Source organism: Sulfitobacter sp. UBA1132 (assembly GCF_002311545.1).
Classification (GTDB): domain Bacteria; phylum Pseudomonadota; class Alphaproteobacteria; order Rhodobacterales; family Rhodobacteraceae; genus Sulfitobacter; species Sulfitobacter pontiacus.
On the sequence record NZ_DCAN01000011.1, the window covers coordinates 229,668 to 253,711 of the forward strand.

23 protein-coding genes are annotated in these 24,044 nt (G+C 62.5%); 17 read left to right on the forward strand and 6 right to left on the reverse strand.

Going from position 1 to position 24,044, the window contains the following annotated elements:
* Positions 1 to 11: 11 nt before the first annotated feature.
* The 6 genes from B4F27_RS08700 to B4F27_RS08725 all read left to right on the forward strand — a co-directional run bounded on the left by B4F27_RS08700 (position 12) and on the right by B4F27_RS08725 (position 5,416).
* Complete coding sequence (locus B4F27_RS08700; RefSeq protein WP_005852320.1) at positions 12 to 1,544, forward strand: acyl-CoA carboxylase subunit beta; 1,533 nt, start codon at positions 12 to 14, stop codon at positions 1,542 to 1,544.
* 61 nt (positions 1,545 to 1,605) lie between these two features.
* Positions 1,606 to 2,058: a DUF6497 family protein gene (locus tag B4F27_RS08705; RefSeq protein ID WP_286759449.1), complete on the forward strand. Its 453-nt coding sequence runs from the start codon at positions 1,606 to 1,608 to the stop codon at positions 2,056 to 2,058.
* 214 nt (positions 2,059 to 2,272) lie between these two features.
* Positions 2,273 to 2,416: a hypothetical protein gene (locus B4F27_RS08710; protein WP_005852323.1), complete on the forward strand. Its 144-nt coding sequence runs from the start codon at positions 2,273 to 2,275 to the stop codon at positions 2,414 to 2,416.
* Positions 2,417 to 2,515: 99 nt separating this feature from the next.
* The gene (locus tag B4F27_RS08715) at positions 2,516 to 2,863 is read left to right on the forward strand and encodes a hypothetical protein (RefSeq protein WP_005852325.1); all 348 of its coding nucleotides are present in this window, start codon (positions 2,516 to 2,518) and stop codon (positions 2,861 to 2,863) included.
* A 184-nt stretch (positions 2,864 to 3,047) separates the two neighbouring features.
* Positions 3,048 to 3,254, forward strand: a complete 207-nt coding sequence (locus B4F27_RS08720) for a hypothetical protein (RefSeq protein ID WP_037943771.1) — start codon at positions 3,048 to 3,050, stop codon at positions 3,252 to 3,254.
* Between the two features lie 116 nt (positions 3,255 to 3,370).
* A complete protein-coding gene (locus B4F27_RS08725; RefSeq protein WP_286759450.1) occupies positions 3,371 to 5,416 on the forward strand; it encodes an acetyl-CoA carboxylase biotin carboxylase subunit in 2,046 nt (681 codons plus the stop codon).
* Positions 5,417 to 5,510: 94 nt separating this feature from the next.
* On the opposite strand, the gene B4F27_RS08730 is transcribed toward B4F27_RS08725, so the two are convergent.
* On the reverse strand, positions 5,511 to 5,972 hold the full coding sequence (locus tag B4F27_RS08730) for a DUF4174 domain-containing protein (protein WP_286759451.1): 462 nt from the start codon (positions 5,970 to 5,972) through the stop codon (positions 5,511 to 5,513).
* A gap of 99 nt (positions 5,973 to 6,071) precedes the next feature.
* Between B4F27_RS08730 and B4F27_RS08735 the strand changes: the two genes are divergently transcribed.
* From B4F27_RS08735 to B4F27_RS08765, 7 genes are all read left to right on the forward strand, one after another.
* Positions 6,072 to 7,070, forward strand: a complete 999-nt coding sequence (locus tag B4F27_RS08735; RefSeq protein WP_286759452.1) for a hypothetical protein — start codon at positions 6,072 to 6,074, stop codon at positions 7,068 to 7,070.
* Positions 7,033 to 9,162: a methylmalonyl-CoA mutase gene (scpA, locus tag B4F27_RS08740; RefSeq protein WP_009826511.1), complete on the forward strand. Its 2,130-nt coding sequence runs from the start codon at positions 7,033 to 7,035 to the stop codon at positions 9,160 to 9,162. Before B4F27_RS08735 ends, scpA begins: the two co-directional genes overlap by 38 nt.
* 69 nt (positions 9,163 to 9,231) lie before the next feature.
* Positions 9,232 to 9,846 carry a VOC family protein gene (locus B4F27_RS08745; protein ID WP_286759453.1) on the forward strand — a complete coding sequence of 205 codons (615 nt, stop codon included), beginning with the start codon at positions 9,232 to 9,234 and terminating at the stop codon, positions 9,844 to 9,846.
* Positions 9,843 to 10,328, forward strand: a complete 486-nt coding sequence (locus tag B4F27_RS08750) for a GNAT family N-acetyltransferase (protein ID WP_286759454.1) — start codon at positions 9,843 to 9,845, stop codon at positions 10,326 to 10,328. The genes B4F27_RS08745 and B4F27_RS08750 overlap by 4 nt, the downstream gene beginning before the upstream one ends.
* A 32-nt stretch (positions 10,329 to 10,360) precedes the next feature.
* Positions 10,361 to 11,041 (forward strand): molecular chaperone DjiA, encoded by a 681-nt coding sequence (locus tag B4F27_RS08755; protein ID WP_037944973.1) that lies wholly within the window; start codon positions 10,361 to 10,363, stop codon positions 11,039 to 11,041.
* Complete coding sequence (locus B4F27_RS08760; protein WP_286759455.1) at positions 11,041 to 12,066, forward strand: endonuclease/exonuclease/phosphatase family protein; 1,026 nt, start codon at positions 11,041 to 11,043, stop codon at positions 12,064 to 12,066. The genes B4F27_RS08755 and B4F27_RS08760 overlap by 1 nt, the downstream gene beginning before the upstream one ends.
* 42 nt (positions 12,067 to 12,108) lie before the next feature.
* A complete protein-coding gene (locus B4F27_RS08765) occupies positions 12,109 to 12,528 on the forward strand; it encodes a hypothetical protein (protein WP_074635556.1) in 420 nt (139 codons plus the stop codon).
* 6 nt (positions 12,529 to 12,534) lie between these two features.
* On the opposite strand, the gene ppx is transcribed toward B4F27_RS08765, so the two are convergent.
* From ppx to B4F27_RS08790, 5 genes are all read right to left on the reverse strand, one after another.
* Positions 12,535 to 14,109, reverse strand: coding sequence for an exopolyphosphatase (gene ppx / locus B4F27_RS08770; protein ID WP_286759456.1), 1,575 nt, complete (start codon positions 14,107 to 14,109; stop codon positions 12,535 to 12,537).
* Positions 14,110 to 14,288: 179 nt separating this feature from the next.
* Positions 14,289 to 16,463, reverse strand: coding sequence for an RNA degradosome polyphosphate kinase (locus B4F27_RS08775; RefSeq protein ID WP_037944974.1), 2,175 nt, complete (start codon positions 16,461 to 16,463; stop codon positions 14,289 to 14,291).
* Between the two features lie 52 nt (positions 16,464 to 16,515).
* Positions 16,516 to 17,199 (reverse strand): hypothetical protein, encoded by a 684-nt coding sequence (locus tag B4F27_RS08780; protein WP_005852349.1) that lies wholly within the window; start codon positions 17,197 to 17,199, stop codon positions 16,516 to 16,518.
* 4 nt (positions 17,200 to 17,203) lie between these two features.
* Positions 17,204 to 18,283 (reverse strand): AI-2E family transporter, encoded by a 1,080-nt coding sequence (locus tag B4F27_RS08785; RefSeq protein WP_009826519.1) that lies wholly within the window; start codon positions 18,281 to 18,283, stop codon positions 17,204 to 17,206.
* A gap of 148 nt (positions 18,284 to 18,431) precedes the next feature.
* Entirely contained in the window at positions 18,432 to 19,793 is a 1,362-nt protein-coding gene (locus tag B4F27_RS08790) for an FAD-dependent oxidoreductase (protein WP_286759457.1), read from the reverse strand.
* Between the two features lie 172 nt (positions 19,794 to 19,965).
* On the opposite strand from B4F27_RS08790, the gene proS reads away from it, so the two are divergent.
* From proS to B4F27_RS08810, 4 genes are all read left to right on the forward strand, one after another.
* Positions 19,966 to 21,306, forward strand: a complete 1,341-nt coding sequence (gene proS / locus B4F27_RS08795; protein WP_037963099.1) for a proline--tRNA ligase — start codon at positions 19,966 to 19,968, stop codon at positions 21,304 to 21,306.
* 86 nt (positions 21,307 to 21,392) lie between these two features.
* Positions 21,393 to 21,905 (forward strand): DUF2937 family protein, encoded by a 513-nt coding sequence (locus tag B4F27_RS08800; protein ID WP_074635561.1) that lies wholly within the window; start codon positions 21,393 to 21,395, stop codon positions 21,903 to 21,905.
* A 176-nt stretch (positions 21,906 to 22,081) separates the two neighbouring features.
* Positions 22,082 to 23,329 carry a lipoprotein-releasing ABC transporter permease subunit gene (locus tag B4F27_RS08805; RefSeq protein ID WP_005852358.1) on the forward strand — a complete coding sequence of 416 codons (1,248 nt, stop codon included), beginning with the start codon at positions 22,082 to 22,084 and terminating at the stop codon, positions 23,327 to 23,329.
* The gene (locus tag B4F27_RS08810; protein ID WP_037963091.1) at positions 23,322 to 24,005 is read left to right on the forward strand and encodes an ABC transporter ATP-binding protein; all 684 of its coding nucleotides are present in this window, start codon (positions 23,322 to 23,324) and stop codon (positions 24,003 to 24,005) included. Before B4F27_RS08805 ends, B4F27_RS08810 begins: the two co-directional genes overlap by 8 nt.
* Positions 24,006 to 24,044: the final 39 nt, after the last annotated feature.

Consider the following 24,044-nt stretch of genomic DNA (forward strand, 5'->3'; position numbering starts at 1 on the left):
AGAGGTGCGTGATGAAAGATATTCTGGAACAGCTTGAAACCCGCCGCGACGACGCCCGACTGGGCGGAGGGCAAAAGCGCATTGATGCGCAACACGCCCGTGGCAAGCTGACCGCCCGCGAGCGGATCGACCTGTTGCTTGATGATGGGTCGTTTGAAGAATTCGACATGTTCGTCACCCACCGCTGCACCGACTTCGGGATGGAGCAGCAAAAACCCGCAGGTGATGGCGTTGTCACCGGTTGGGGCACGATCAATGGCCGTCTGGTCTATGTTTTCAGTCAGGATTTCACGGTCTTTGGCGGGTCGCTGTCCCAGACCCACGCGCAGAAGATCTGCAAGATTCAGGATATGGCGATCCAGAACGGTGCGCCTGTCATCGGGATCAACGATTCCGGCGGTGCGCGTATTCAGGAGGGCGTCGACAGCCTCGCGGGTTATGCCGAGGTGTTCCAGCGCAATATCGAAGCCTCCGGTGTGATCCCGCAGATCAGCGTGATCATGGGGCCATGTGCGGGCGGGGCGGTCTATTCCCCTGCGATGACTGACTTTATCTTCATGGTTAAAGACACGTCCTATATGTTCGTGACAGGCCCTGACGTGGTCAAAACCGTGACCAACGAACAGGTCACCGCAGAGGAGTTGGGCGGCGCGACGACGCACACGCGCAAATCCTCCGTCGCGGATGGCGCGTTTGAAAATGACGTCGAAGCACTGGCCGAGGTGCGTCGTCTGGTCGATTTCCTGCCCGCTAACAACCGCGACCTGCCGCCTGTGCGCCCGTTCTTTGACGAACCCGACCGGATCGAGGCGTCGCTTGATACATTGGTGCCCAGCAACGCCAACACGCCCTATGACATGAAAGAGCTGATCCACAAGCTCGCGGATGAAGGCGACTTTTACGAAATTCAGGAAGACTTCGCCAAGAACATCCTGACCGGCTTTATCCGTATCGAAGGGCGCACCGTGGGTGTGGTCGCGAACCAGCCGATGGTGCTGGCGGGCTGCCTTGATATCGACAGCTCGCGCAAGGCGGCGCGGTTTGTGCGCTTCTGCGATGCGTTTGAAATTCCGATCCTGACGCTGGTGGACGTGCCCGGCTTTCTCCCCGGTACGGGGCAGGAATATGGCGGCGTGATCAAACACGGTGCCAAGCTGCTGTTCGCCTATGGCGAAGCGACAGTGCCGATGGTGACAGTCATCACCCGCAAAGCCTATGGCGGCGCGTATGACGTGATGGCGTCCAAGCACCTGCGGTCCGACTTCAACTACGCGTGGCCCACAGCCGAGATTGCCGTGATGGGGGCCAAGGGCGCGACAGAGATCATCCACCGTGCCGATCTGAACGACCCCGAAAAGATCGCGCGCCATACCGCCGACTACGAAGAGCGTTTCGCGAACCCCTTTGTCGCGGCAGAGCGTGGCTTTATCGACGAAGTGATCCAGCCGCGTACCACGCGCAAGCGGATTGCCCGCGCCTTTGCCTCGTTGCGCAACAAGAAAGCCGCGATGCCTTGGAAAAAGCATAACAACATCCCGCTCTAACGTCGTTTAATCCATATCCCTCGCGGTGCCTTTGCAGGTGCCCGATGGGCAGGAGACCGCTTTGGTTACCGATCACCCCTCTCTTTCCGCGTCTTTGGCTTACGGTCTGCATCCAGCGGGTGCGGCACTGAAGTGGCTTGCGGTTGGCGCAGCTTTCGCAACGGCCTCTGCCGCGGCGCAGCCGGTCGAGGTGCCGTCGGGCGAAAGCATCGAATTGCAAGAGGTGCTGATAGACGAGGTGGGGGTGCAGACATGGCTGCGCTTCCGTTTTGTGGCCCCTTATATCGCGCGCGATACGGGCGCTGTGGACTTTGCGCAGGTTGGGGCCGATATGACCTATCTGTGCGACGCGCTGGCCATTCCCTACATGGCGCAACATGCGCTGGACGGAGAGGTCATCGTGATCTCTTTGGCTGATCGCGTCACGGAATTCGGGGTGTCCGACCCCGATGCCACACAGTTTTTCGAGGCATTTCGCCTGAGCAACGACACCTGTATCTGGGAGGGCCTTTGATGCACCCACAACATCTTGCGAGCGCTGCGGCACCAGCGCGCCGAACTGCGGCTTTGGCGTCACATCTGGCCGCATTGGAAAGCACACCGTATGCAACGCCAATGAACTGCGATAATGTCGCGGCGGGGAATACCGACGTATTTCTTACTTCAACATTGGGGTCTGATTGGCATGAGGCAGTGCCGGGCCCTTTAAACAGTGACAGGAGACTTAGATGTCCAAGAGCATCACAATGCTGGCCGCATTCGGCCTTATCGCAGCCGTTGCGGCATGCGCACCCAAGCAGCAAGAAGAATATGTCGTGGTCGCACCCGAGCCCATCTCGGTTGAGCCAGTGTACACAGGCAAGTACAAGTAATGCTTGCTGGGGGCAGGCGTCTGCGCCTGTCTCCAACCCCTCTGCGGCATGTAACGCAGGGGTAGCACCGCGCATCGCCCTCGCAGTCTGGGGGGTATCATGCTGAAACATCGCGGTTTTCCGGGGCGTATGCCCGGATCAGACTATCAATTCGTTATCCGTCGCGCCAATCCGCGTGGGGTCACCCCGCTGACCCGTCGCGAACGCCGTTCCGACCGCAAGGCGGCGGACCGGCGCGTCGACACGGCCTTTATGCGCGCGCTGTGGGAAGCCTTTGGCGACCAGCCGTTCGAAAGGGGCAATCTGGACGCGGGGCGTCTGTCTTGGCTCTTTGGTCGCGAGGTCGTTGCGGTAGACGACCCCTTTGATCCAGCCGACTATGACGCGATGCTGGTCATCAACGAAGCCCTTGCCCGGGCGTCTTTCCCCGACGCGTTCGAGGATTGATCATGCGCGTCGCCCCCTTCCTTTCGGCTGGTTTTCGCCACGTGCACGGCATGTTGGGCGGTAATTTGCCCGATGAGGCAGGGGCGCGCGCCGTTATTCAAACCGCGGTGGAACCTTCTGCGAAACCATGCGTTTATCAGTATCACATCGCGAATAACGCACGATCAATAAAAGGTTTAATCCCATGTCCATCAAAACAATTCTTCTCGCCGTTACTGCGTCCGCTGGCCTTGCTGCATGCGGTGACACACTGGGCGAACAAGCGCTCGGCGGTGGTGTCGTGGGTGCCGGTGCAGCAGCCGTCACAGGCGGTAGCCTCGCGCAAGGCGCGGCCATCGGTGCCGGCGCAAACGTACTGGCGTGCCAATCCGGCGCAGTGCGCTGCCAATAATCTGACATCTACCGCGGCTTTGGGTCGCAGTAGCTGCAGTGTCAAAGATTTTGCCCCGCTCAGCCGCGTGCTGACGCGGGGTTTTTCCGTTCACTCAAGACCAAAAGGGACAGTCGATGTTCAATAAGATCCTGATCGCCAACCGCGGCGAGATTGCCTGCCGCGTTATCAAGACCGCCAAGAAGATGGGCATCGAAACCGTCGCCGTCTATTCCGACGCTGATGCGCAGGCGTTGCACGTCCAGATGGCCGATGAGGCGATCCACATCGGCCCGCCTGCCGCGAACCAGTCGTATATCGTGATCGACAAGATCATGGACGCGATCAAGCAGTCGGGCGCGCAGGCCGTACACCCGGGCTATGGCTTCCTGTCCGAGAACGCGAAATTCGCCGAGGCGCTCGAGGCCGCTGGCGTCGCCTTTGTCGGCCCCCCTAAGGGCGCGATCGAGAAGATGGGCGACAAGATCACCTCCAAGAAAATCGCGCAGGAAGCCGGTGTTTCCACCGTGCCCGGCTATATGGGGCTGATCGAAGACGCGGATGAGGCGGTGAAGATCTCGAACGAAATCGGCTATCCGGTAATGCTGAAAGCCTCTGCCGGTGGGGGCGGCAAGGGGATGCGTATCGCGTGGAACGACGAAGAGGCCCGCGAGGGGTTCCAGTCGTCCAAGAACGAGGCCGCCAACAGCTTTGGCGATGATCGTATCTTTATCGAGAAATTCGTCACCCAGCCGCGCCACATCGAAATTCAGGTGCTGTGCGACGCCCACGGCAATGGTATCTATCTGGGCGAACGCGAATGTTCGATCCAGCGCCGCAACCAGAAGGTCGTGGAAGAGGCCCCGTCGCCTTTCCTTGACGAAGCCACCCGCAAAGCCATGGGCGAGCAATCCGTCGCCTTGGCGCAGGCCGTTGGCTATACCTCTGCCGGTACGGTCGAATTTATCGTGGACGGCGACAAGAACTTCTACTTCCTTGAAATGAACACCCGTCTTCAGGTGGAACACCCCGTGACCGAGCTGATCACCGGTGTCGATCTGGTCGAACAGATGATCCGCGTCGCCAATGGCGAAAAGCTGACCATCACCCAGGACGACGTGAAACTGACAGGTTGGGCGATCGAAAACCGGCTCTATGCCGAAGATCCGTACCGCGGCTTCCTGCCCTCCATCGGGCGTCTGACGCGCTACCGTCCTCCGATGGAGATCGCGGCGGGCCCCTTGCTGACCAACGACAAATGGCAGGGCGATGCGCCTGCGGGTGACACGGCTGTGCGCAACGATACCGGTGTCTACGAGGGCGGCGAGATCTCGATGTACTACGACCCGATGATCGCCAAGCTGTGTACATGGGCACCGACCCGCGCCGAGGCGATTGAACGCATGCGCGTGGCGCTGGATAGCTTCGAGGTCGAAGGCATCGGGCACAACCTGCCGTTCCTCTCTGCCGTGATGGATCATCCGATCTTTGTCGAAGGCAACATGACCACCGCCTTCATCGCCGAACAATACCCCGACGGCTTTGACGGGGTAGAGCTGCCTGACGCGGAACTGCGCCGGATCGCGGCGGCCACCGCAGCCATGCACCGCGTCGGAGAGATCCGCCGGACTCGCGTGTCGGGCCGCATGGACAACCACGAACGCAAGGTCGGCACCGCCTGGAACGTCGCGCTGCAAGGCCAGTCGTTCGATGTGGAAATTCAGGCCGACCCAAAGGGCGCGACGGTGACCTTCGACGACGGCACAGCGTTGCGCGTCGCGGGCGACTGGACACCGGGCGACCAACTGGCCGAGATGACCATCGACGACGCACCGCTGGTGTTCAAGGTCGGCAAAATCTCTGGCGGGTTCCGCGTGCGGGCCCGTGGCGCGGATATGAAAGTGCATGTGCGCAACCCGCGTCAGGCCGAACTGGCCCGTCTGATGCCCGAGAAACTGCCGCCCGACACATCGAAAATGCTGCTGTGCCCCATGCCGGGTCTGGTGGTGAAAATCGATGTAGAGGTTGGCGACGAGGTGCAGGAGGGCCAGAACCTCTGCACCATCGAGGCGATGAAGATGGAGAACATCCTGCGCGCCGAGAAGAAGGGCAAAGTGTCCAAGGTAAATGCCGCAGCGGGGGATGGCCTCGCTGTGGATGATGTCATCATCGAGTTCGAATAAGCGCCATGCCAGCCGTTGCCATCATGGGATACAACACGGCGCTGCGGGGAATCCCTTCGCAGCACCGGCCCATATTGCAGCGGCTGCTGGCTGTTCAGTCGAAGATTTTACCTGACTTTTCCTTGGCTTCGCGAATTTCGCGTTGCCGGATGGTCATTTTGTCGATGCTGCGGGTGATCTCGCGCACATCCCAGGGGCGGGGCTTGCGCAGCTTGATCCCGCCGTCTTTGCCCACCAGCACCAACATGAACCCGCGCGGCCGCATCCGTAGCCGCAACGGGCTGCGCGCGCCCGGGTCGGTATCGGTCAGGACAATCACGTCACGCTCGATCAGGTCTTCGGGCTGCTCGCGCAAAAGCTCCATCTGGGATTGGAAGGCGGGGTCATCCTCGCTGTCCGCAAAGACCAGAACCGGTCTTTTTTTCCAGTGGAATTCACTCAAATCTTCCATATCTGCGGGCAGGAACAAGCCGGGAACCTCGGGGTCCGTGGCCGTTTGCGCCCCCGCCGAGACCGCAAACAATCCTGCAAAAACAAGGGCTATCACTGGTTTCATTTTGTCTCCTGTCCGTACAGATATAAGCTTGCGCGACGCAATTGCGATGCACAACCGGACATCTGCGCATATTAAGCACTCTGCAACAGGTTTGCGGGCATGACTGTGGCTCAAACTCTTAGTGGGCCACAGTGGCTGGCCCCCGTTCAAGGATTGGGCAAGCAGATCATGGATATTCTTCTTCACGTCGGTGCACACCGTACAGGAACCACCAGTTTTCAACGCTATCTGGCGGATCACGCCGACCCCATTGCGGCGCAGGGCACCTGCGTCTGGGGGCCGCGCCAGACCCGTGGCGGGCTGTTTGCGGGGCTGTTTCCGGCGTCGGGAATGCTGGCCTCGGGGCCGAATTTGGTAAACGGGCGCGTGTCGCTGCTGATGGGCAAGGCGCGGGACCTCGGGGCGGATCAACTGCTGATCTCGGACGAGAATATGATCGGCTCGGCGCGCCATTCGGTGCGCAGCGGGCGGCTGTTTCCTGCCATCGGCGAACGTATGGCGCGGTTCGGGGCCAGCTTTGGCGGGCGCGTGACGCAGGTGGTGCTGACCATCCGGCAGACGGACCATTGGTGGGCCTCTGCGCTGGCCTATACCGTGGGGCGCGGGCATCCCGTACCGGACGCCGACCAGATTGACCGCATCGCCCATGACCGGCGCGGCTGGCGCGATGTCATCACCGATCTTGCCTGCGCCTTGCCCGAGGCGAAGATCAGCATCGCCCGCTATGACGATTACGCTGGCCGCCCCGATGCGCTGTTTACGCAGCTCACCGGTCGTGCTGCCCCCGCCACCACCCAAGGCTATTGGCTGAACCGCCGCCCGGACGAGGCCAGCCTGCGTGCGCAGATGGGCCCTGCCGCGGCAGGGCTGCGCAGCGACGGGCTGGGCAACTGGCACCCCTTTAGCGACGCGCAGGCCGCGGCCTTGCGTGAAACCTATGCGGACGATCTGTTCTGGCTGACAGCCGGTGCGGATGGTCTTGCCACCCTGACAGAGACCTCAACCGCCCCAAGAGCCGGCACAAGCTGGCCAGACGGCGATAGAAGAAAAGGACACCACCATGACAGCGGACAAAGAAAACTGGCGCAATCTGGCTGAGGCGGAACTGCGCGGGCGTAGCCTCGATGACCTGACGTGGCACACGCTGGAAGGCATTGATGTCAAACCGCTTTACACCGCGGAAGACACCGAAGGGCTGGACCATCTGGGCGGCATACCCGGCGAGGCACCCTTTACCCGCGGGGTGAAGGCGACCATGTACGCCGGCCGCCCGTGGACGATCCGCCAATATGCGGGGTTCTCTACGGCAGAGGAATCGAACGCCTTTTACCGCCGCGCCCTTGCGGCGGGGCAGCAGGGGGTGTCGGTGGCCTTCGATCTGGCCACCCACCGCGGCTATGACAGCGACCACCCCCGTGTAGAGGGCGACGTGGGTAAGGCGGGCGTGGCCATCGACAGCGTCGAGGATATGAAGATCCTGTTCGACGGTATCCCGCTCGACAAAGTATCTGTCTCCATGACGATGAACGGCGCGGTGATCCCGATCCTGGCGAATTTCATCGTCGCGGGCGAAGAGCAGGGGCATGATAAATCCGTGCTCTCGGGCACCATTCAGAACGACATTCTGAAAGAGTTCATGGTCCGCAACACCTATATCTATCCGCCCGAGCCCTCGATGCGGATCATCGGGGATATCATCGAATATACCTCGGACCACATGCCGAAATTCAACTCCATCTCGATCTCGGGCTACCACATGCAAGAGGCGGGCGCGAACCTTGTGCAGGAACTGGCCTTTACCCTTGCCGATGGCCGCGAATATGTGCGCACGGCGATTGCGGCGGGCATGGATGTGGACCGGTTTGCACCCCGGCTGAGCTTCTTCTTCTGCATCGGCATGAACTTCTTTATGGAGGCCGCGAAACTGCGCGCGGCGCGTCTGCTGTGGTCGCGGATCATGGATGAATTCAAACCGAAGAACCCCAAATCCTCGATGCTGCGGACCCACTGCCAGACCTCCGGCGTGAGCCTTCAGGAACAAGACCCCTATAACAACGTGATCCGCACCGCCTACGAGGCGATGAGCGCGGTTCTGGGCGGCACGCAGTCGCTGCACACCAATGCCCTGGACGAGGCGATTGCCCTGCCCACCGATTTCTCCTCGCGCATTGCGCGCAACACGCAGTTGATTTTGCAAGAAGAAACCGGCGTCACCAATGTCGTCGACCCGCTGGCCGGCAGCTACTATGTCGAGAAGCTGACCGCCGATCTGGCAGACGCCGCATGGAAGCTGATCGAGGAAGTGGAAGAGCTGGGCGGGATGACCAAGGCCGTCGCCTCCGGCATGCCGAAACTGCGCATCGAAGAGGCCGCCGCCACCCGTCAGGCCAAGATCGACCGCGGCACCGAGGTGATCGTCGGGGTCAATAAATACCGCCGCGAGGTCGAGGACGAGATCGACATTCTGGACGTCGATAACGTCAAGGTGCGCGACAGCCAGATCAAACGTCTCGAAGCGATCCGTGGCGCGCGTGACGAAGACGCCTGCAAAGCCGCCCTGGCCGAGCTGACCCGCCGCGCCGCAGAGGGCGGAAACCTGTTAGAAGGGGCGGTCGAAGCCGCCCGCGCCCGCGCCACCGTAGGGGAGATCAGCATGGCGATGGAAGAAAAATTCGGACGTCACCGCGCCGAGGTCAAGACATTGGCCGGCGTCTATGGCGCGGCCTATGAGGGCGACAGCGGCTTTGCGGAGATCCAGAAATCGGTCGAGGATTTCGCCGAAGCCGAAGGCCGCCGTCCGCGTATGCTGGTGGTCAAGATGGGTCAGGACGGGCACGACCGCGGGGCCAAGGTCATTGCGACCGCCTTTGCCGATATCGGGTTCGACGTGGATGTGGGGCCGCTGTTCCAGACCCCCGCCGAGGCCGCGCAGGATGCTGTGGACAACGACGTGCATGTCATCGGCATCTCGTCCCAGGCGGCGGGTCACAAAACGCTCGCCCCGCAGCTGATCAAGGCGCTGAAGGATCAGGGGGCCGAGGATATTCTGGTCATCTGCGGCGGGGTCATTCCGCAGCAGGATTACAAGTTCCTCAAGGATGCGGGGGTCAAGGCGATCTTCGGGCCGGGGACCAATATCCCCAATGCCGCGCAGGATATCCTGAAACTGATCCGTGCCGCACGCAGCTAAACGGGCGCGAGGGGGCTGTCTGCCCCCTCACACTCCCCCGAGGATTTGAACCATCTGGAAGCAGGACCGATGATTGAACTGGACCATCTTGCCGTCGCGGGCGAAAGCCTGAAAGCCGCGTCCGACTTGGCCGCGCAGGTGCTCGGGGTGCCGTTGCAGCCGGGTGGCGCACATGCGGTGTTTGGCACGCATAACCATCTGCTGGGACTTGGCGATGCGCTGTATCTGGAGGCGATTGCCGTCGACCCCGACGCGCCTGCGCCTGCCTATGCGCGCTGGTTTGATTTGGACCGGTTCAACGGCCCGGCGCGGCTGTCCAACTGGATTTGCCGCTGCGATGATCTTGACGCGACGCTGGAAGCTTTGCCCGAAGGCTACGGCGCGCCGGTGGCGTTGCAGCGTGGGGATCTGCGCTGGCGTATGGCGGTGCCGGAAACCGGTATGCTGCCCTATGACAATTGCGCCCCTGCCTTGATGCAATGGGAAGGCGAGGCCCATCCGACCCAGCGGCTTGATGCCTCTGGCTGTCGTTTGGTGACATTGACGGTCCAGCATCCGCAGGCCGAGGCATTGGCGGCAACGCTCGCCCCGATCTTCACCGATGCGCGCGTGGTGTTCGAGGTCGGGACACCGGCGCTGTCTGCCCGTTTTGACACGCCCGCGGGCCGTGCTGTGCTGGCGTGATCATCCGGCCTGCAAAGGGCAGTGACGCCGGGGCGGTGGCGGCCCTGTGGAATGTGATGATCACGCAAACGCTGTTCACCTTCACGTCGCAGCCCAAGATGGCTGCAGAGGTCGATGCGCTGATCGCCGGTCGCGCGGGGCAGTTCTGGGTGGCCGACGCGGAGGGTGTCGCCGGTTTCATCACCTACGGGGCCTTTCGCAGCGGGGTGGGGTATCGCGATGCGGTGGAGCATTCGATCGTGCTGGATGCCGCAGCGCAGGGCGCGGGTGCCGGGCGTGCCTTGATGCAAACCGCCTGTGATGCGGCCGTCGCACAGGGGCGGCGCGTCATGGTGGCGGCGATCAGCGGGGCCAATCCGGGTGCCGTCGGCTTTCATGCGGCACTCGGGTTTGACCACGTGGGCAGGATGCCGCGCATCGGGCAGAAGAACGGGCAGCAGCTTGACCTAATTTTGATGCAGAAAATGCTGACGCCCCGCTGACTTCCCCGGCGCTGCCCCGTATGGTGGGCGTCATGTCTATTTGGTCTCGCATCACCGAAGCTTTGTCAGCGCTCACCGCCGGTGAGGGGCTGTCGGCTGTTTTCGACCGTCTGCGCACCCCGCCAGAGCGGTCGGTGGCCTTTACCATTGCGGTGATCGCGCTTGGGGCCAAGATGGCCAAGGCCGACGGGCAGGTGACCCGCGACGAGGTTACCGCCTTTCGCGAAGTGTTCCAGATTGCCGAGGCCGACCAGCAGGGGGCGGCGCGGGTGTTCAATCTGGCACGGCACGATGTGGCCGGGTTCGAGGATTACGCCGCGCGCATTGCGCAGATGTTCGCGGACCAGCCCGAGACGTTGCATGATCTGATCGAAGGGTTGTTCCACATTGCCATGGCCGATGGCATGTACCATCCGAACGAGGATGCGTTTCTGGTGCGTGTCGCGCAGATTTTCGCGATGGATGACAGCGATTTTGCCTCGCTTCGGGCGCGGTTCGTTCCCGATACCTCGCCGCTGCCCCATGCGGTTCTGGGCATTCCGCCCGATGCCTCGCTTGAAGAGGGGCGCGCGGCCTGGCGCAAGCTGGTGCGGGCCAATCACCCCGACGCTCTGGTCGCCCGTGGCCTGCCGCAAGAGGCCATCGCCATGGCCGAAAAACGCATGATCGACATCAACCGCGCGTGGGAGACTTGGTCAGGCAAGGCGCAGTAATGCGGATCGCGACCTATAACGTTGAATGGTTCACGGGTCTGTTCGACGATGAGGATCAGTTGCTGCTGGATGACGGCTGGTCGGCACGCCACAATATCACCCGTGCGCAGCAGGCGCAGGCTTTGGGTACCGTGTTTCGGGCGATGGATGCCGATGCGGTCATGGTGATCGAGGCCCCTGACCAAAGCCGAAAACGCGGCACGGTGGCCGCATTGGAACGCTTTGCCGCGCATTTTGATCTGCGCACGCGCAAGGCGCTGATCGGCTTTGCCAATGACACGCAGCAGGAAATCGCGCTGTTGTTCGATCCGGACCGGCTGTCGGCCACCCATGCGCCCGGTGGTGCGGTCGGGCAGGGGGATGCGCCGCGCTTTGACGGGACGTTGGACATTGATCTGGATATCGACGCGCGCGAGGATCATGTCGTCTTTTCCAAACCGCCGCTCGAGCTGGATATCGTCACCCGCGAAAGGGTGGCATTTCACATGATCGGCGCGCATCTGAAATCCAAGGCCCCCCATGGGGCCAAGACGCCGCAGGATGCGCTGCGCATAGGGATCGCCAATCGGCGCAAGCAGTTGGCGCAGGCGATCTGGCTGCGTCGGCGGATCGATGCGCGGCTCGACGATGGCACGCCGCTGATGGTCTTGGGCGATCTGAACGACGGGCCGGGCCTCGACAGTTTCGAGGATCTTTTTGGGCGGTCCTCGGTCGAGATTGTGATGGGCCACCGGCAAGATCGCGCGCTCGTCGATCCCCATGCGATCCGCGCCTTGGGCCAGCGGATCGGGGCGATGCCCACCACGTCACGCTTCTGGATCGCGCCCGAAAAACGTTATCTGCAGGCGCTGCTGGATTACATCATGATCAGCCCGGCCCTGACCGCGTATCGGCCGCACTGGCGCATCTGGCACCCGTTGGACGACCCGGAATGCTGGGGGGATGCCGCGTTGCGCGACGCCTTGATCACGGCGTCGGATCACTTTCCGGTGACGATTGATCTGGACCTGTCGACCCGCCTTTAATCCCGCTTTCATCACAAGATGAAATAGGGCAGTCTTCGCCGCATGAGACAGTTTCTTTTGACCACCACCCTGATCTGCCTGTCCAGTGTCGCCGTGGCACAAGAGCAGGAAAACGACGGTTCCGGCTTTTCCTTGATGGAACGCGGGGCGCGGGATTTCTTTGACGGTATGAAGAAAGAGATGGCCCCCGCGCTGGAAGGGCTGGGCGAGTGGGGGCGCAAGGCCAGCCCCGCGCTGCGGAATTTCATCTCCGAGATGGGGCCCGCCTTTACCGATCTGCTGGAAGAGGTCGAGGATTGGAGCGTCTATGAGCCGCCCCAAAAGATGCCCAATGGCGATATCGTGATCCGCCGCAAGCCAGACCCCGCGCCGGAAGATGACATGCCCGAAGACAAGACACCCGAGAAAACGCCGCCCCCGCCCGCGATCTATCTGGACGAGGTGCCGCAGATCGACCTGTAAGACAGGCTATTTCTTGCAGGTCTTAAGCTGGACCTCGGCCCCCAGGGACAGGGCGAGGGAATTCAGCCGCGCTTCGGCGACCTCTCCGAACAGGGGCATCATGTCGTCGGTCAGCCACAGCTCCAGCAGCTTTTTCTTGGGGAACCAGCGCATGTGGCCGCGCTCTTCCTCGGGGTTCATCCAGAGCATCGCGCCAAAGCGCATGGCCTTGCCCAGAATCTCGGCCTCTAGCCGCGTCTTTTCATCGACCATTTCATAGAGGTCTTCGAAACGGGTATTCTCGCGCTTGTTGGAATAGCGGTGCAGCAGCGCCAGCCCCAGATAGATCCGTTCTGAATGTTTCAGCCCGCCCAGATTCGCCCGCGTCGCATTGTCAAAACAGACTTCGGCGCGGTAGTCGGGATGCGCGCGCCAGCTGACGTCGTGCAGCAGGCAGGCGGCCTTGACCAGACGTTTGCGCTGCGGCGGCGCGGATTTATAGAGCGGCAGGATAAAGTCGAACAGCGCCTTGCCGAACCCCGGTGTGCGCGCGTCCTTGGCTTCGGCAAAACGGCAGGCTTCGATCAGAGGGTCGCGGTCGCGCAGGCGTTGGGGCATCTGTTCATACAGCATCCCCTCGCGGATCCCGTAGCTGGAGATCGCGATATCCTTTGGTTTGAACGTCTTGACAAGCCGCGACAGTACTTCGGCGGCAAAGGGCACCAGTGCCATCCGGCTGGAGGAGACGCCGCTGATCTTGCGCAGCTCTTCATGGTCGCTGGTCTGGATGTGTTTCACCGTCTCGCGGACGGATTTCGGGGTCATCCGGTATTCATGCAGCACGTGCAGCGGGTAGCCGCGGCGCACCATGTCGATGCGCGCGATGGCACGCCACGAGCCGCCCACCAGAAACAGACGGTCGCGCTGTGCGCCCATCTTTTCGGCCAGACCTTCGATCACCGTCTTGATCTGCGCCTGCCGTGCCTTGGCACCGCCCTTGATGTCGCGCAGTTTCAGCGGCCCGAGCGCCGAGGTCACCCGTTTGCCCACGCGCCCACCCGAGATTTCTGCCAGCTCCATCGACGACCCGCCGATGTCGCAGACCAGACCAAAGGCACCGGGCCAGCCCAGCAAGACACCCTGCGCTGACAGTCGCGCCTCTTCCTCGCCGTCGATGACCCAAATCTTCAGGCCTGTCTCGCGCTGCACCTCGTCGCAGAAATCACGCCCGTCGCTGGCGTCGCGCACGGCGGCGGTGGCGACGACGGTCAGCTCGGACAGGCCCATGCCCTGTGCCAGCTTGCTGAAGCGGCGCATGGCAGAGAGGGCGCGGACCCGGCCTTCGGGCGACAGATGGCCTGTTTCGGCCATGCCCGCCCCAAGGGCGCACATGATCTTTTCATTGTAGAAATAGGCAGGCGACCGCGCGGCCCCGTCAAACACCACCAACCGGACAGAGTTCGACCCCACATCGACCACGCCCACACGCGCCAGCGCACGGGCCGAAGGGTCTTGGAACAGGGGTTTGCCGAACAGGCCCAGATCAGCGACGCCCGTTTCGGGCACGGGAGAGGGCGGAGGGGTGTCGGTTTTATCTGCCACGGACGCTCCTGCGGGGGCCTTTGTTTGGGGGGCAAGGTGGCCCAGCCGGCCCGCCGCGTCAATCGTTAACGCAAACGGGCACGTGAAAAACCCCGCCGCGTTGGGGGGATATAGACGCCAGCGGGAACGCAAGCGGACAGATGCGCCTTCGGCGAGAGTTTACAGGCAAAATGAAGCGGTTAGTCTTCGGTATGGGTCAGTTTCGGGACGTCGGATGCGCCCGCCGTGCCACGCCCGGAGAGAGAGGGGTTCTCCATGAAGAAGCGGTGGCAGTTGAAGGCGAAGGTGCCTTCTGCAATCTCGGGGCGGGCAAAGCTGCCATCGGGGGACATGACCCAGCTTTGCGCCACATCCGCAAGATTGGCCGCCATGACCTGACTGGTGATCTGCGCCTTGACGGTGGGGTTCTCGATCTCGACCAGGGTTTCGACGCGGCGGGTCAGGTTGCGGCCCATCCAGTCGGCGGAGGACATGAAGACCCGCGATTTCTTATGCGGCAGCCCGTAGCCATTGCCAAAGCAGACGATGCGTGAATGCTCCAGGAAGCGCCCGACGATGGATTTCACGCGGATGTTTTCGGACAGCCCCTTGATGCCGGGGCGCAACCCGCAGATGCCGCGGATCACCAGGCTGATTTTCACCCCTGCCTGGCTCGCGGCGTAGAGCGCGTCGATCACATCCGCATCCACGATGGAGTTCATCTTGGCCCAGATCTCTGCCGGTTTGCCAGCGGCGGCATGGTCGGCCTCGGCGGCGATCATCGCCAGCAGGCGCGGCTTCAACGAGATGGGCGAGATGGCGAGGTTGTCCAGCGTGTCGGGTTGCGCGTAGCCCGACAGGTAGTTGAACACTTTGGTCGCGTCGCGGCCCAGCTTCTGGTCACAGGTGAACAGCGACAGATCGGTATAAATCCGTGCGGTGATCGGGTGGTAGTTGCCCGTGCCATAGTGGGTATAGGTGACCAGTTGATCGCCCTCGCGACGCACCACGGTCGAGATTTTTGCATGGGTCTTGAGGTCGAGAAACCCATAGACGACATGCGCGCCCGCGCGTTCCAGCCGGCGTGACTGGCGGATGTTGGCAGCCTCGTCGAAACGCGCCTTGAGCTCGACCAGCGCGGTGACTGATTTCCCGTCTTCGGCGGCTTCGCACAGCGCCTCGACAATGGGGCTGTCGCGCGAGGTGCGGTAGAGCGTCTGCTTGATCGCCACCACATCGGGATCGCGCGCGGCCTGTGCCAGAAAGCGGACCACCATATCGAAGGTCTCGTAGGGGTGGTGCAGCAGCATGTCCTTGGACCGGATCGCGGCGAACATATCGCCTTCGTGGTCGGTCACGCGTTCGGGGATGCGCGGGGTGAATTGCGGCCAGAGCAGATCGGGGCGGCTGTCGGTCACCAGTTCGGAGAGGTCGTTGATGCCGATCATCCCGTCCAGTTCGATCACATCCTGCGGGCGCACACCCAGTTCGGCCATGACCACGGATTTCAGCTTTTCGGGGGCACCGGCGGAATGGGTCAGGCGCACGACCTCGCCGCGGCGGCGGCGTTTCAGGGCGACCTCGAATTCGCGCACAAGGTCTTCGGCCTCTTCCTCGACCTCAAGATCGCTGTCACGCAGCACGCGGAATTCGAAATGCGCCTTGAGCTTGTAGCCCGGAAACAGCCCCGGCACCTTGAGCACCAGAAGATCTTCGAGCGGCAGGAACCGCAGCGAGCCTTCGGCGGCGGGCAGGGCGACGAAACGGTCGATCTGCGCCGGGATCGGCAGCAGGGCCTGAAGGGGGCGTTTGTCGCTGGTGCGTTCCAGTTGCAGCGCCAACGCGTAGCCGGTGTTGGGGATGAAGGGGAAGGGGTGCGCGGGGTCAATCGCCAGCGGGGTCAGAACCGCAAAGACGCGGTGCAGGAATACATCGTCAAGATAGGCCAGATCGGCCGCGTCCAGATCAGCGGCGCGTTCGAGCATGATGTTCTGGTCGTCCATCTCTGACATCAGATCGACCAGCACGCGCTGTTGTTCGGTCATCAGCTTGCGCGCGTCTTCGTTGATCAGCACCAGTTGCTGGGCAGGGGTCAGCCCGTCGCTGGCGGGGGTGGTGTTGCCGGCCTGAGCCAGCTCGCGCAGGCCCGCAACACGCACGGTATAGAATTCATCCAGATTGCCTGCCGAGATCGACAGGAAGCGCAGGCGTTCCAGCAGTGGCACGCGGGGGTTCTTGGCCTCTTCGAGAACACGCCAGTTGAACCCGAGCCAGCTGAGCTCGCGGTTATAGAAACGACCGGGGCCGGTGATGTCCAGATCGGGCATATCCTGCGGCGGCACGAAGGCGGATTCGAGAAAGTCAGCGTTTGTCATGACGGCCTTATGGCGTTGCAATGTAATGGGTTTGTGACGAAATCTGAGAAGATTATCGCGCGGCGTTAAACCCATTGTCCAGCACTTGTGCGGCCAGCGCCCGTGTCACCGGCTTTTGTTGCGCCAGACTGGCGGCATCCAGGGCCGCGACCAGATCACCGGCAGCTGCGAAAGACCGGTCCATACGCAGCAACAGATAGGGGATCACGTCGGGTTTGGGGGTCAGCTGGCGGTCGGCCAGCAGCTTGGCCATGACGGCCGTGAGCAGGCTGTCATCGGGCGCTTCAAGTGCGGCCGCCGTCGCCGCGCGCATACGGCTGGTCAGGTCAGGCAGATGCAGCCCCCATTGGGGCACCGCCGGGGTGCCGGTCAGCAGCAGGCTATGGCCTTCGGCCAGCACCAGATTGTGCAGGTGGAAAAGATGCGTCTCGGCCGCATTATCGCCCGCGATGTCGGGGACGTTCTCGACCGCCAGCGGGCCTTGGGCCAGCGCGGGGATATCGCCTGTGGCAATGTCGCGCGCGTCGATGATACCTGCGCCGGACAGATTGGCCCAGACATGCGCCAGATGGGTCTTGCCTGATCCGGGCGGGCCGGTCAGCACCATCTTGCGCCCCGCCCAGGCCTGCCAGCCCTCGATCATGGCCACGGCAATCGCATTTGACGGGGCGACGAAAAAGTCGTCCCGTCCCAGTGCGGGGCGGCTGGGAAGGTCAAGTCCAAGCTGTTGTGCCATCGTGTCAGTCCGCCGTTTCGTCCAAGGTCTTGCGCTGCGTGCCCTGATACAGCGAACTTTCGACATATTGCTCGGTCGCGAAGCGTGCAATCACGCCAAGGGCGGCGGCAATCGGCACGGCGGCCAGCATGCCGACAAAGCCGAACAACGAGCCAAAGACCGACAGCGCCAGGATCAGCCAGACCGGATGCAGCCCGACCGAATTGCCCACCAGCTTGGGGGTGAGGAAGTTGCCTTCAATCATCTGGCCGAGCACGAAGATGCCCGCCACCATCCCGATCGAGAACCAATCCCCCCAGAACTGGAACAGCGCCAGACCGATGGCCAAGGCACCGCCCAGAACCGCGCCGAGATAGGGGATGAAGGTGACCAGACCCGCGATAAAGCCCACGACAAGGCCGAATTGCAGCCCCACTAGCATCAGCGCGATGGCATAATAGGCCCCTAAAATCAGGCAGACGGTGCCCATGCCGCGGATGAACCCCGCCAGCGTGCGGTCGATGTCACGCGCAAGGCGACGGATCACCGGGGCGTGGTCGCGCGGCAGCAAACGGTCGATCTGGGCGACCATACGGTCCCAGTCCAACAGCAGATAGACGGCAACCACCGGCACGATCACAAACAGCACCATCACGTTCAGCAGCGACGCCGCCGAGGAAATCGCCGTGTTCAGCACCTCGCCGCCCCGTTCCTGAATGGTCGACCCGATAGAGTTGATCGAGCTGCGCAGCGTCGATCCTTCGTCAAGCAGGGCGGGGAAACGTTCGGTCAGGAAATTGGTGAAATTGCGGGTCAGCTCGGGGGCGACCTCGAACAGGTTGACGGCCTGATTGATCAAGGTCGGGATCACCAGCAGCGCCATCAGCACAAAGATCAGCAGGGCGACAAGCGTGATGACCATCGTGGCCATCGCGCGGCTCAGCCCCATGGCTTCAAGCCGGTCGGCCACGGGATCCAGGAAATAGGCAATCGCCGCCCCGATCAGAAACGGCAGCAGCACGTTACCGGTGAACCAGAGGAACACCAGAAAAATCGCCCCCGCGACACCCCAGTATTTCATCTGATCTCTGATAGGCAGGCCCATGCCGCATCCTCGCATTCTGGTTTCGGTCGACATTGCGCAACGGGGCCGGTTTTTCAAGGCCCGTGGTGAAATGGATCGGCAGTACTCGCCGATAGGGCAGGTGCCTTCGGCGAGGATTTAAAGCCATTTGGAAGCGGGCGTGGCGCGGTCAATGCAGGCGGACGCCCTGATCTTGCAGGGTTTTTTGCACGCGCTCCAGCGGCACGGCTTCCAGCGGGCAGCCCGAAGCCAGCGCGATGGCCGCCGCGACGCCCGCGCCTTGGCCCGCCACCGTGCAGCACGCCATGTTGCGCGTGGCGGCATGGGCGATTTTATCGCCGCCGATGGCGCGGCCCGCGACGAGCAGATTCTTCACGCCTTTGGGCAGCATCGCACGGTAGGGGATATGCATGTAGCGTCCCGTGGTGGGGATGATCAGCACGCCGTAGCCGTCGATGAACTCGGGGTAGATGCCGATACTGTCGTCAAATCGGGCCTGCTGGCGCACGTCGGTTTCGGTCATATTGTAGACCGCGTCGATCTTGCGCGTATCGCGGATGCCGATGCTCATGCCGAAATTGCGCAGCCGCGCGGTCTCGCAGCCCGGCGTATAGGCCTTGAGCGCGTCAATCGCGTGCATCGCCTGCGCGCGGCCCTCGATCTCGAAGCGGGTCATGCTGTCGGGGTCGGTGCCGTCGCATTCTGCAAGGTGGATCAGGTTCATATAGGTCATCTCGCCACTGTCATGCACAGCGCCCCATGTGCCCCCGATGGTGTTGAGGTTGGCGGGCATACGCCCGTCGCGGATGGCCTGGGCAAAGGGTTTGGCCAGAAACGGAGAGAACATCGCGTCTTCCTTGCCATCGGTTTCGACCACCCATTCGCCTGTGGACCAATTGGCATAGGTCTGCGGGTCGGCCTTGACCCCCGCCATGAAGGCCGCCTTGTCGACGCCCGCGATGTGGAACATGACCGAGGCGGCCTGCATCTCCTCGACCGGGGTCTTGTGGGTCGGGGCACCGGCACGGTGGGCGACATCGGCGTCGCCCGTGGCATCGATCACGATTTTGGCGAGGATCGCCTCGCGGCCCGCTTTTGATTCGACGATGACACCCCGGATCGTGTCGCCCTCCATGATGGGGGCTACGAACTGGCGGTGCAGCATCGGGTGGATCCCTGCTTCGGTCACCAGCCGGTCGGCGACAAGTTTGAACCCCTCGCTGTCCAGCTCGTAGCTGAGCGATTGGGATTCGGGGCTGGCAGCCCCCATCGCCTTGGCGCGTTCCTCGAATTCCCAGCCAATGCCGCCGGCCTCTATCGTCTGTTCATGGCGGTACCAGGCAAAGCCTTCGACCCCGACCACGGTGATATTGCCGCCAAAGCAGCCGAACCGGTCGAGCAGCGCCACCTCTGCCCCGGCGCGGGCGGCGGCAAGGGCCGCGGCCAGACCACCGGGGCCGGACCCGATCACCAGCACGCCGGTCTCGTGGATCACAGGGGTTTCGCGCGCGGGCTCTAGGATCATGGTCATGGGGCGTCCTTTTTGTTTTGTGCCGCTGACAACAAACGCGTCTGTGCGCCGAGGGTCAATCGGTTGCGGGACGCGCGACCTGGTGCCCGCTTCTTGGTGCCCCGTCTCTTCGTGATTGTCTCGGCGCGGGGATTATCATAGTCAGGTGCCAATTCACTCTGAGAGGATCATCATGCGTCTGTCCCGTTATTTTTTGCCTGTGCTCAAGGAAAACCCCTCTGAGGCGCAGATTGTCAGCCACCGGTTGATGCTGCGGGCGGGCATGATCAAGCAATCGGCGGCGGGGATCTATTCGTGGCTGCCGCTTGGCTTCAAGGTGCTGCGCAAGATCGAAACCATCGTGCACGAAGAACAGCAGCGTGCGGGCCACATCCCGATGCTGATGCCGACGCTGCAATCGGCGGACCTGTGGAAGGAATCCGGCCGCTTTGACGCCTATGGCCCCGAGATGCTGCGCATCAAGGACCGCCAGGACCGTGACATGCTTTATGGTCCCACGAACGAGGAAATGATCACCGATATCTTCCGCAGTCACGTCGGGTCGTATAAAGACCTGCCGATGACGCTGTACCACATCCAGTGGAAATTCCGCGACGAGGTCCGCCCCCGTTTCGGCGTCATGCGGGGTCGCGAGTTCCTGATGAAGGACGGCTATACCTTTGATCTGACGAAAGAAGATGCGCTGCACGCCTATAACCGCCATCTGGTGACCTACCTGCGCAGCTACGAACGCATGGGCTTGCAGGCGATCCCGATGCGCGCGGATTCCGGCCCGATCGGCGGCGACGATACGCATGAATTCCTCGTGCTGGCGGAAACCGGCGAATCCGAGGTGTTCTATGACAGCCAGATCACCGAGCTGAAGTTCGGCGACCGCGAGATCGATTATGATTCCGTCGACCAGTGTCAGGCCGTGATGGAGGAGTTCACCTCGCGCTATGCCCGCACGGACGAGACCCATGACGAAGCGCTCTTTGCCGAAGTCCCCGCCGAACGCCAGCGCAGCGCGCGCGGGATCGAAGTGGGGCAGATCTTCTATTTCGGGACGAAATATTCCGAACCGATGGGGGCGACCGTACAAGGGCCTGATGGCAAGCCTGTGCCGGTGCACATGGGGTCGCACGGCATCGGCGTCAGCCGTCTGCTGGGCGCGATCATCGAGGCATCGCATGACGACAAGGGCATCATCTGGCCCGAGGGCGTGACGCCGTTCCATGTGGGGATTGTGAACCTCAAGCAGGGTGACGAACAGGCGGATGCGGCCTGTGAGGCGTTGTATGCCAGCCTGCAGGCTCTGGGTCTGGACCCGCTGTATGACGACACCAAGGAACGCGCGGGTGGCAAATTCGCGACGATGGACCTGATCGGTCTGCCATGGCGGATCACTGTCGGGCCGCGGGGGCTGAAAAACGGTGTGGTCGAGCTGACCTCGCGCCGCACCGGCGAAAGCGAAGAGATGACACCGGAAGCCGCGGTCGAAAAGATCGCCGGGATTTATCGCGGTATCGCTTAACCTTTAACGAGGGGCCTTGGAACGTGGGGCCTTGAAAAACGGGGGCGGATCATGAAGTGCTGCACAACGGACCTTTGGGGCGTTTCATGATCCTGCGGGCGCTGACCCTTGCTGGCGGTGTGGCGGGCGCGGCGGTGACCTCGCAATTCCCCGAATACTCACAGCAATATCTGCAACGGTTGGGCGGGGCGGTCGATGCGCTGCACGAGGTCGTTGCCGATTTCGATGCCAGCGCCCAAGCGGTCGGCCTGTCGCGCAGCGATGCCCTGGCGCAGATGACCGGCACCGCGTTTATGGAGCGACGCCGCGCCGATATGGCCGCGACCTTTACCCGCTACGAGACATTGCAAACCGCCCTGACCCGATTGCAGGGGCAGGGGCCTTTCATGCGCGCCTACCACCTGCCGCAGATGTCGGACCCGCAGATCGCGGGGGCGGCGTGGCAGGCGTTTCAGCCCGCCGTACCGTTGAACTTTGCCGGGGTGGTGTTTGCGGCTGCGGGCTTTGTCGCGGGCGGCTTGGGGCTGGGTGTATTGCTGCGACTGTTGCGCGCCCCGTTCCGGCGGCGCGGCACCCGCATACCGGCGCAGGGCCGCTGACACGCGGCACCTTTACCTGCGGTACAAGCTGCCGCGCGACCACTCCTCGCTTGACCCTATTCCTCGCTTGACCCGATGCGCCGAAACCGCGAGGTTGCGCGCGATTGATCCCAGATCGGAACCATCCCTTGGCCAAACCAGTATCCTCGACACCGCCCTTCGCCCCTTTTGAATGGATGATCGCCTGGCGCTATCTGCGTGCGCGTCGCGCCGAAGGCGGCGTGAGCGTGATGACCTGGATCAGCCTGATCGGGATCACGCTGGCGGTCTTTGCCCTGATCGCGACTCTTGCCGTGCGGTCGGGCTTTCGGGCTGAATTTGTCGATACGATCCTAGGGGCCAATGCCCATGTGACCGTGTATAATATGGCGTCGGTGGATGAGAACGGCGTGTCCCAGACGGGGATACCCGATTACACCGAGATGGCCGCACGTGTGGCCCAGGTGCCGGGCGTGACGCAGGTGGCCCCTTTGGTGCGCGGTCAGGTGATGGCCAACAAGGGGCAGGCCAACGCGGGGATCGAGATTTTCGGCATTGAGGCCGCCGATCTGGCCAATATCCCGCGCATTGCCAACCCCGAAACCGCCGACGGCGATCTGGCCGATTTCGAACAGGGCATCGCCATCGGGTCCGGCGTGGCACAAGCACTGCGGGTCGGCTTGGGCGACACGATCAAGATCATCTCTCCGAACGGGGTGAAAACCGCTTTTGGCACCTCGCCCCGCGTGAATGGCTACGAGGTGACCTATATCTTCTCGGCCGGGCGCTATGACATCGACCGCACCCGCGCCTATCTGCCTCTGGCCGAGGCGCAATCCTTCTTCAACCGCGAAGGCGTCGCCGACGAGCTTGAGGTAATGGTCGAAAACCCCGATAGCGTGGATGATCTGACCGTGCCGCTGCTATCCGCCGCGGGGGAACGCGGCCTGATCTGGACATGGCGCGATGCGTCGGGCTCGTTCCTCAGCGCGCTGGATATCGAGGACCGCGTGATGTTCGTGATCCTCAGCATCCTTGTGCTGATCGCCGCGATGAACATCGTCTCGGGCCTGATCATGTTGGTCAAGAACAAGGGGCGCGACATCGGGATCCTGCGCACCATGGGGCTGAGCGAAGGGTCGATCCTGCGCGTGTTCTTCATCTGCGGGGCCTTCACGGGTATCATCGGGACCGCGATGGGGGTGATCCTTGGCTGTCTCTTCGCGCTCTATGTCGATCAGATTTTTGCCGTCGTGAACTACCTCTCGGGGGGCAACGCATGGGATCCGTCGATCCGCGGCATCTACTTCCTGCCCGCCAAACTGCAATTCGGTGACGTGATGTCGGCTATCGGCCTGTCGCTTGGCCTGTCCTTCGTCGTCACCATCTTCCCCGCGCGCCGTGCCGCGCGCATGAACCCAGTCGAGGCGCTGCGCTATGAATGATCCTGTTTTGCGGCTCTCGGGGATTGGCAAATCCTACAACCCCGGCCAACCGAACGAAGTCAACGTGCTGCGCGGCATCGACCTGACCGTCGCCGCCGGAGAGGTCGTCGCACTGGTCGCGCCCTCTGGCGCGGGCAAGTCGACACTGCTGCATATCGCGGGTCTGCTGGACACGCCTGACGCGGGGACGGTCGAGATTGGCGGCACCGATATGACAGGGCAGTCCGATCGCAAACGCACCGGCGTGCGGCGGCGCGATGTGGGGTTTATCTATCAGTTCCACCACCTGCTGCCTGAATTTTCCGCGTTGGAAAACATCGTGTTGCCGCAGCTGGCGAACGGTGTCTCGCAGTCCGAGGCGCAAACCCGCGCGCTGTCGCTGTTGGAGGAGGTCGGCATCGGCCACCGCGCCGACCACCGCCCGGCGGCGCTGTCGGGGGGCGAACAGCAACGGGTCGCTTTCTGCCGTGCGCTGGCCAATGCGCCGCGGCTGCTGCTGGCGGATGAGCCCACAGGCAACCTTGATCCGACCACCTCGGATCAGGTCTTTGCCGCGCTGATGACGCTCGTGCGGGGCACGGGGCTGTCGGCGGTAATCGCGACCCATAACCTTGAGCTTGCCGCGCGAATGGACCGCCAGATCCGGCTTGAAGCAGGGCAGCTCGTCGCGCTTTAAGGCGGCTGCCTTAATTTATCCTTACCCAGACCCAACTGG

Coding starts and splice junctions, on each gene's coding strand:
- B4F27_RS08760 (WP_286759455.1), top strand. CDS start 11,041: ATGCGGATCGCGACCTATAACGTTGAATGGTTCACGGGTCTGTTCGAC.
- B4F27_RS08785 (WP_009826519.1), bottom strand. CDS start 18,283: ATGGGCCTGCCTATCAGAGATCAGATGAAATACTGGGGTGTCGCGGGG.
- B4F27_RS08780 (WP_005852349.1), bottom strand. CDS start 17,199: ATGGCACAACAGCTTGGACTTGACCTTCCCAGCCGCCCCGCACTGGGA.
- B4F27_RS08710 (WP_005852323.1), top strand. CDS start 2,273: ATGTCCAAGAGCATCACAATGCTGGCCGCATTCGGCCTTATCGCAGCC.
- B4F27_RS08800 (WP_074635561.1), top strand. CDS start 21,393: ATGATCCTGCGGGCGCTGACCCTTGCTGGCGGTGTGGCGGGCGCGGCG.
- B4F27_RS08735 (WP_286759452.1), top strand. CDS start 6,072: ATGACTGTGGCTCAAACTCTTAGTGGGCCACAGTGGCTGGCCCCCGTT.
- B4F27_RS08725 (WP_286759450.1), top strand. CDS start 3,371: ATGTTCAATAAGATCCTGATCGCCAACCGCGGCGAGATTGCCTGCCGC.
- B4F27_RS08805 (WP_005852358.1), top strand. CDS start 22,082: ATGATCGCCTGGCGCTATCTGCGTGCGCGTCGCGCCGAAGGCGGCGTG.
- B4F27_RS08775 (WP_037944974.1), bottom strand. CDS start 16,463: ATGACAAACGCTGACTTTCTCGAATCCGCCTTCGTGCCGCCGCAGGAT.
- B4F27_RS08700 (WP_005852320.1), top strand. CDS start 12: ATGAAAGATATTCTGGAACAGCTTGAAACCCGCCGCGACGACGCCCGA.
- B4F27_RS08790 (WP_286759457.1), bottom strand. CDS start 19,793: ATGACCATGATCCTAGAGCCCGCGCGCGAAACCCCTGTGATCCACGAG.
- proS (WP_037963099.1), top strand. CDS start 19,966: ATGCGTCTGTCCCGTTATTTTTTGCCTGTGCTCAAGGAAAACCCCTCT.
- B4F27_RS08745 (WP_286759453.1), top strand. CDS start 9,232: ATGATTGAACTGGACCATCTTGCCGTCGCGGGCGAAAGCCTGAAAGCC.
- B4F27_RS08810 (WP_037963091.1), top strand. CDS start 23,322: ATGAATGATCCTGTTTTGCGGCTCTCGGGGATTGGCAAATCCTACAAC.
- scpA (WP_009826511.1), top strand. CDS start 7,033: ATGACAGCGGACAAAGAAAACTGGCGCAATCTGGCTGAGGCGGAACTG.
- B4F27_RS08720 (WP_037943771.1), top strand. CDS start 3,048: ATGTCCATCAAAACAATTCTTCTCGCCGTTACTGCGTCCGCTGGCCTT.
- B4F27_RS08715 (WP_005852325.1), top strand. CDS start 2,516: ATGCTGAAACATCGCGGTTTTCCGGGGCGTATGCCCGGATCAGACTAT.
- B4F27_RS08765 (WP_074635556.1), top strand. CDS start 12,109: ATGAGACAGTTTCTTTTGACCACCACCCTGATCTGCCTGTCCAGTGTC.
- B4F27_RS08755 (WP_037944973.1), top strand. CDS start 10,361: ATGTCTATTTGGTCTCGCATCACCGAAGCTTTGTCAGCGCTCACCGCC.
- B4F27_RS08730 (WP_286759451.1), bottom strand. CDS start 5,972: ATGAAACCAGTGATAGCCCTTGTTTTTGCAGGATTGTTTGCGGTCTCG.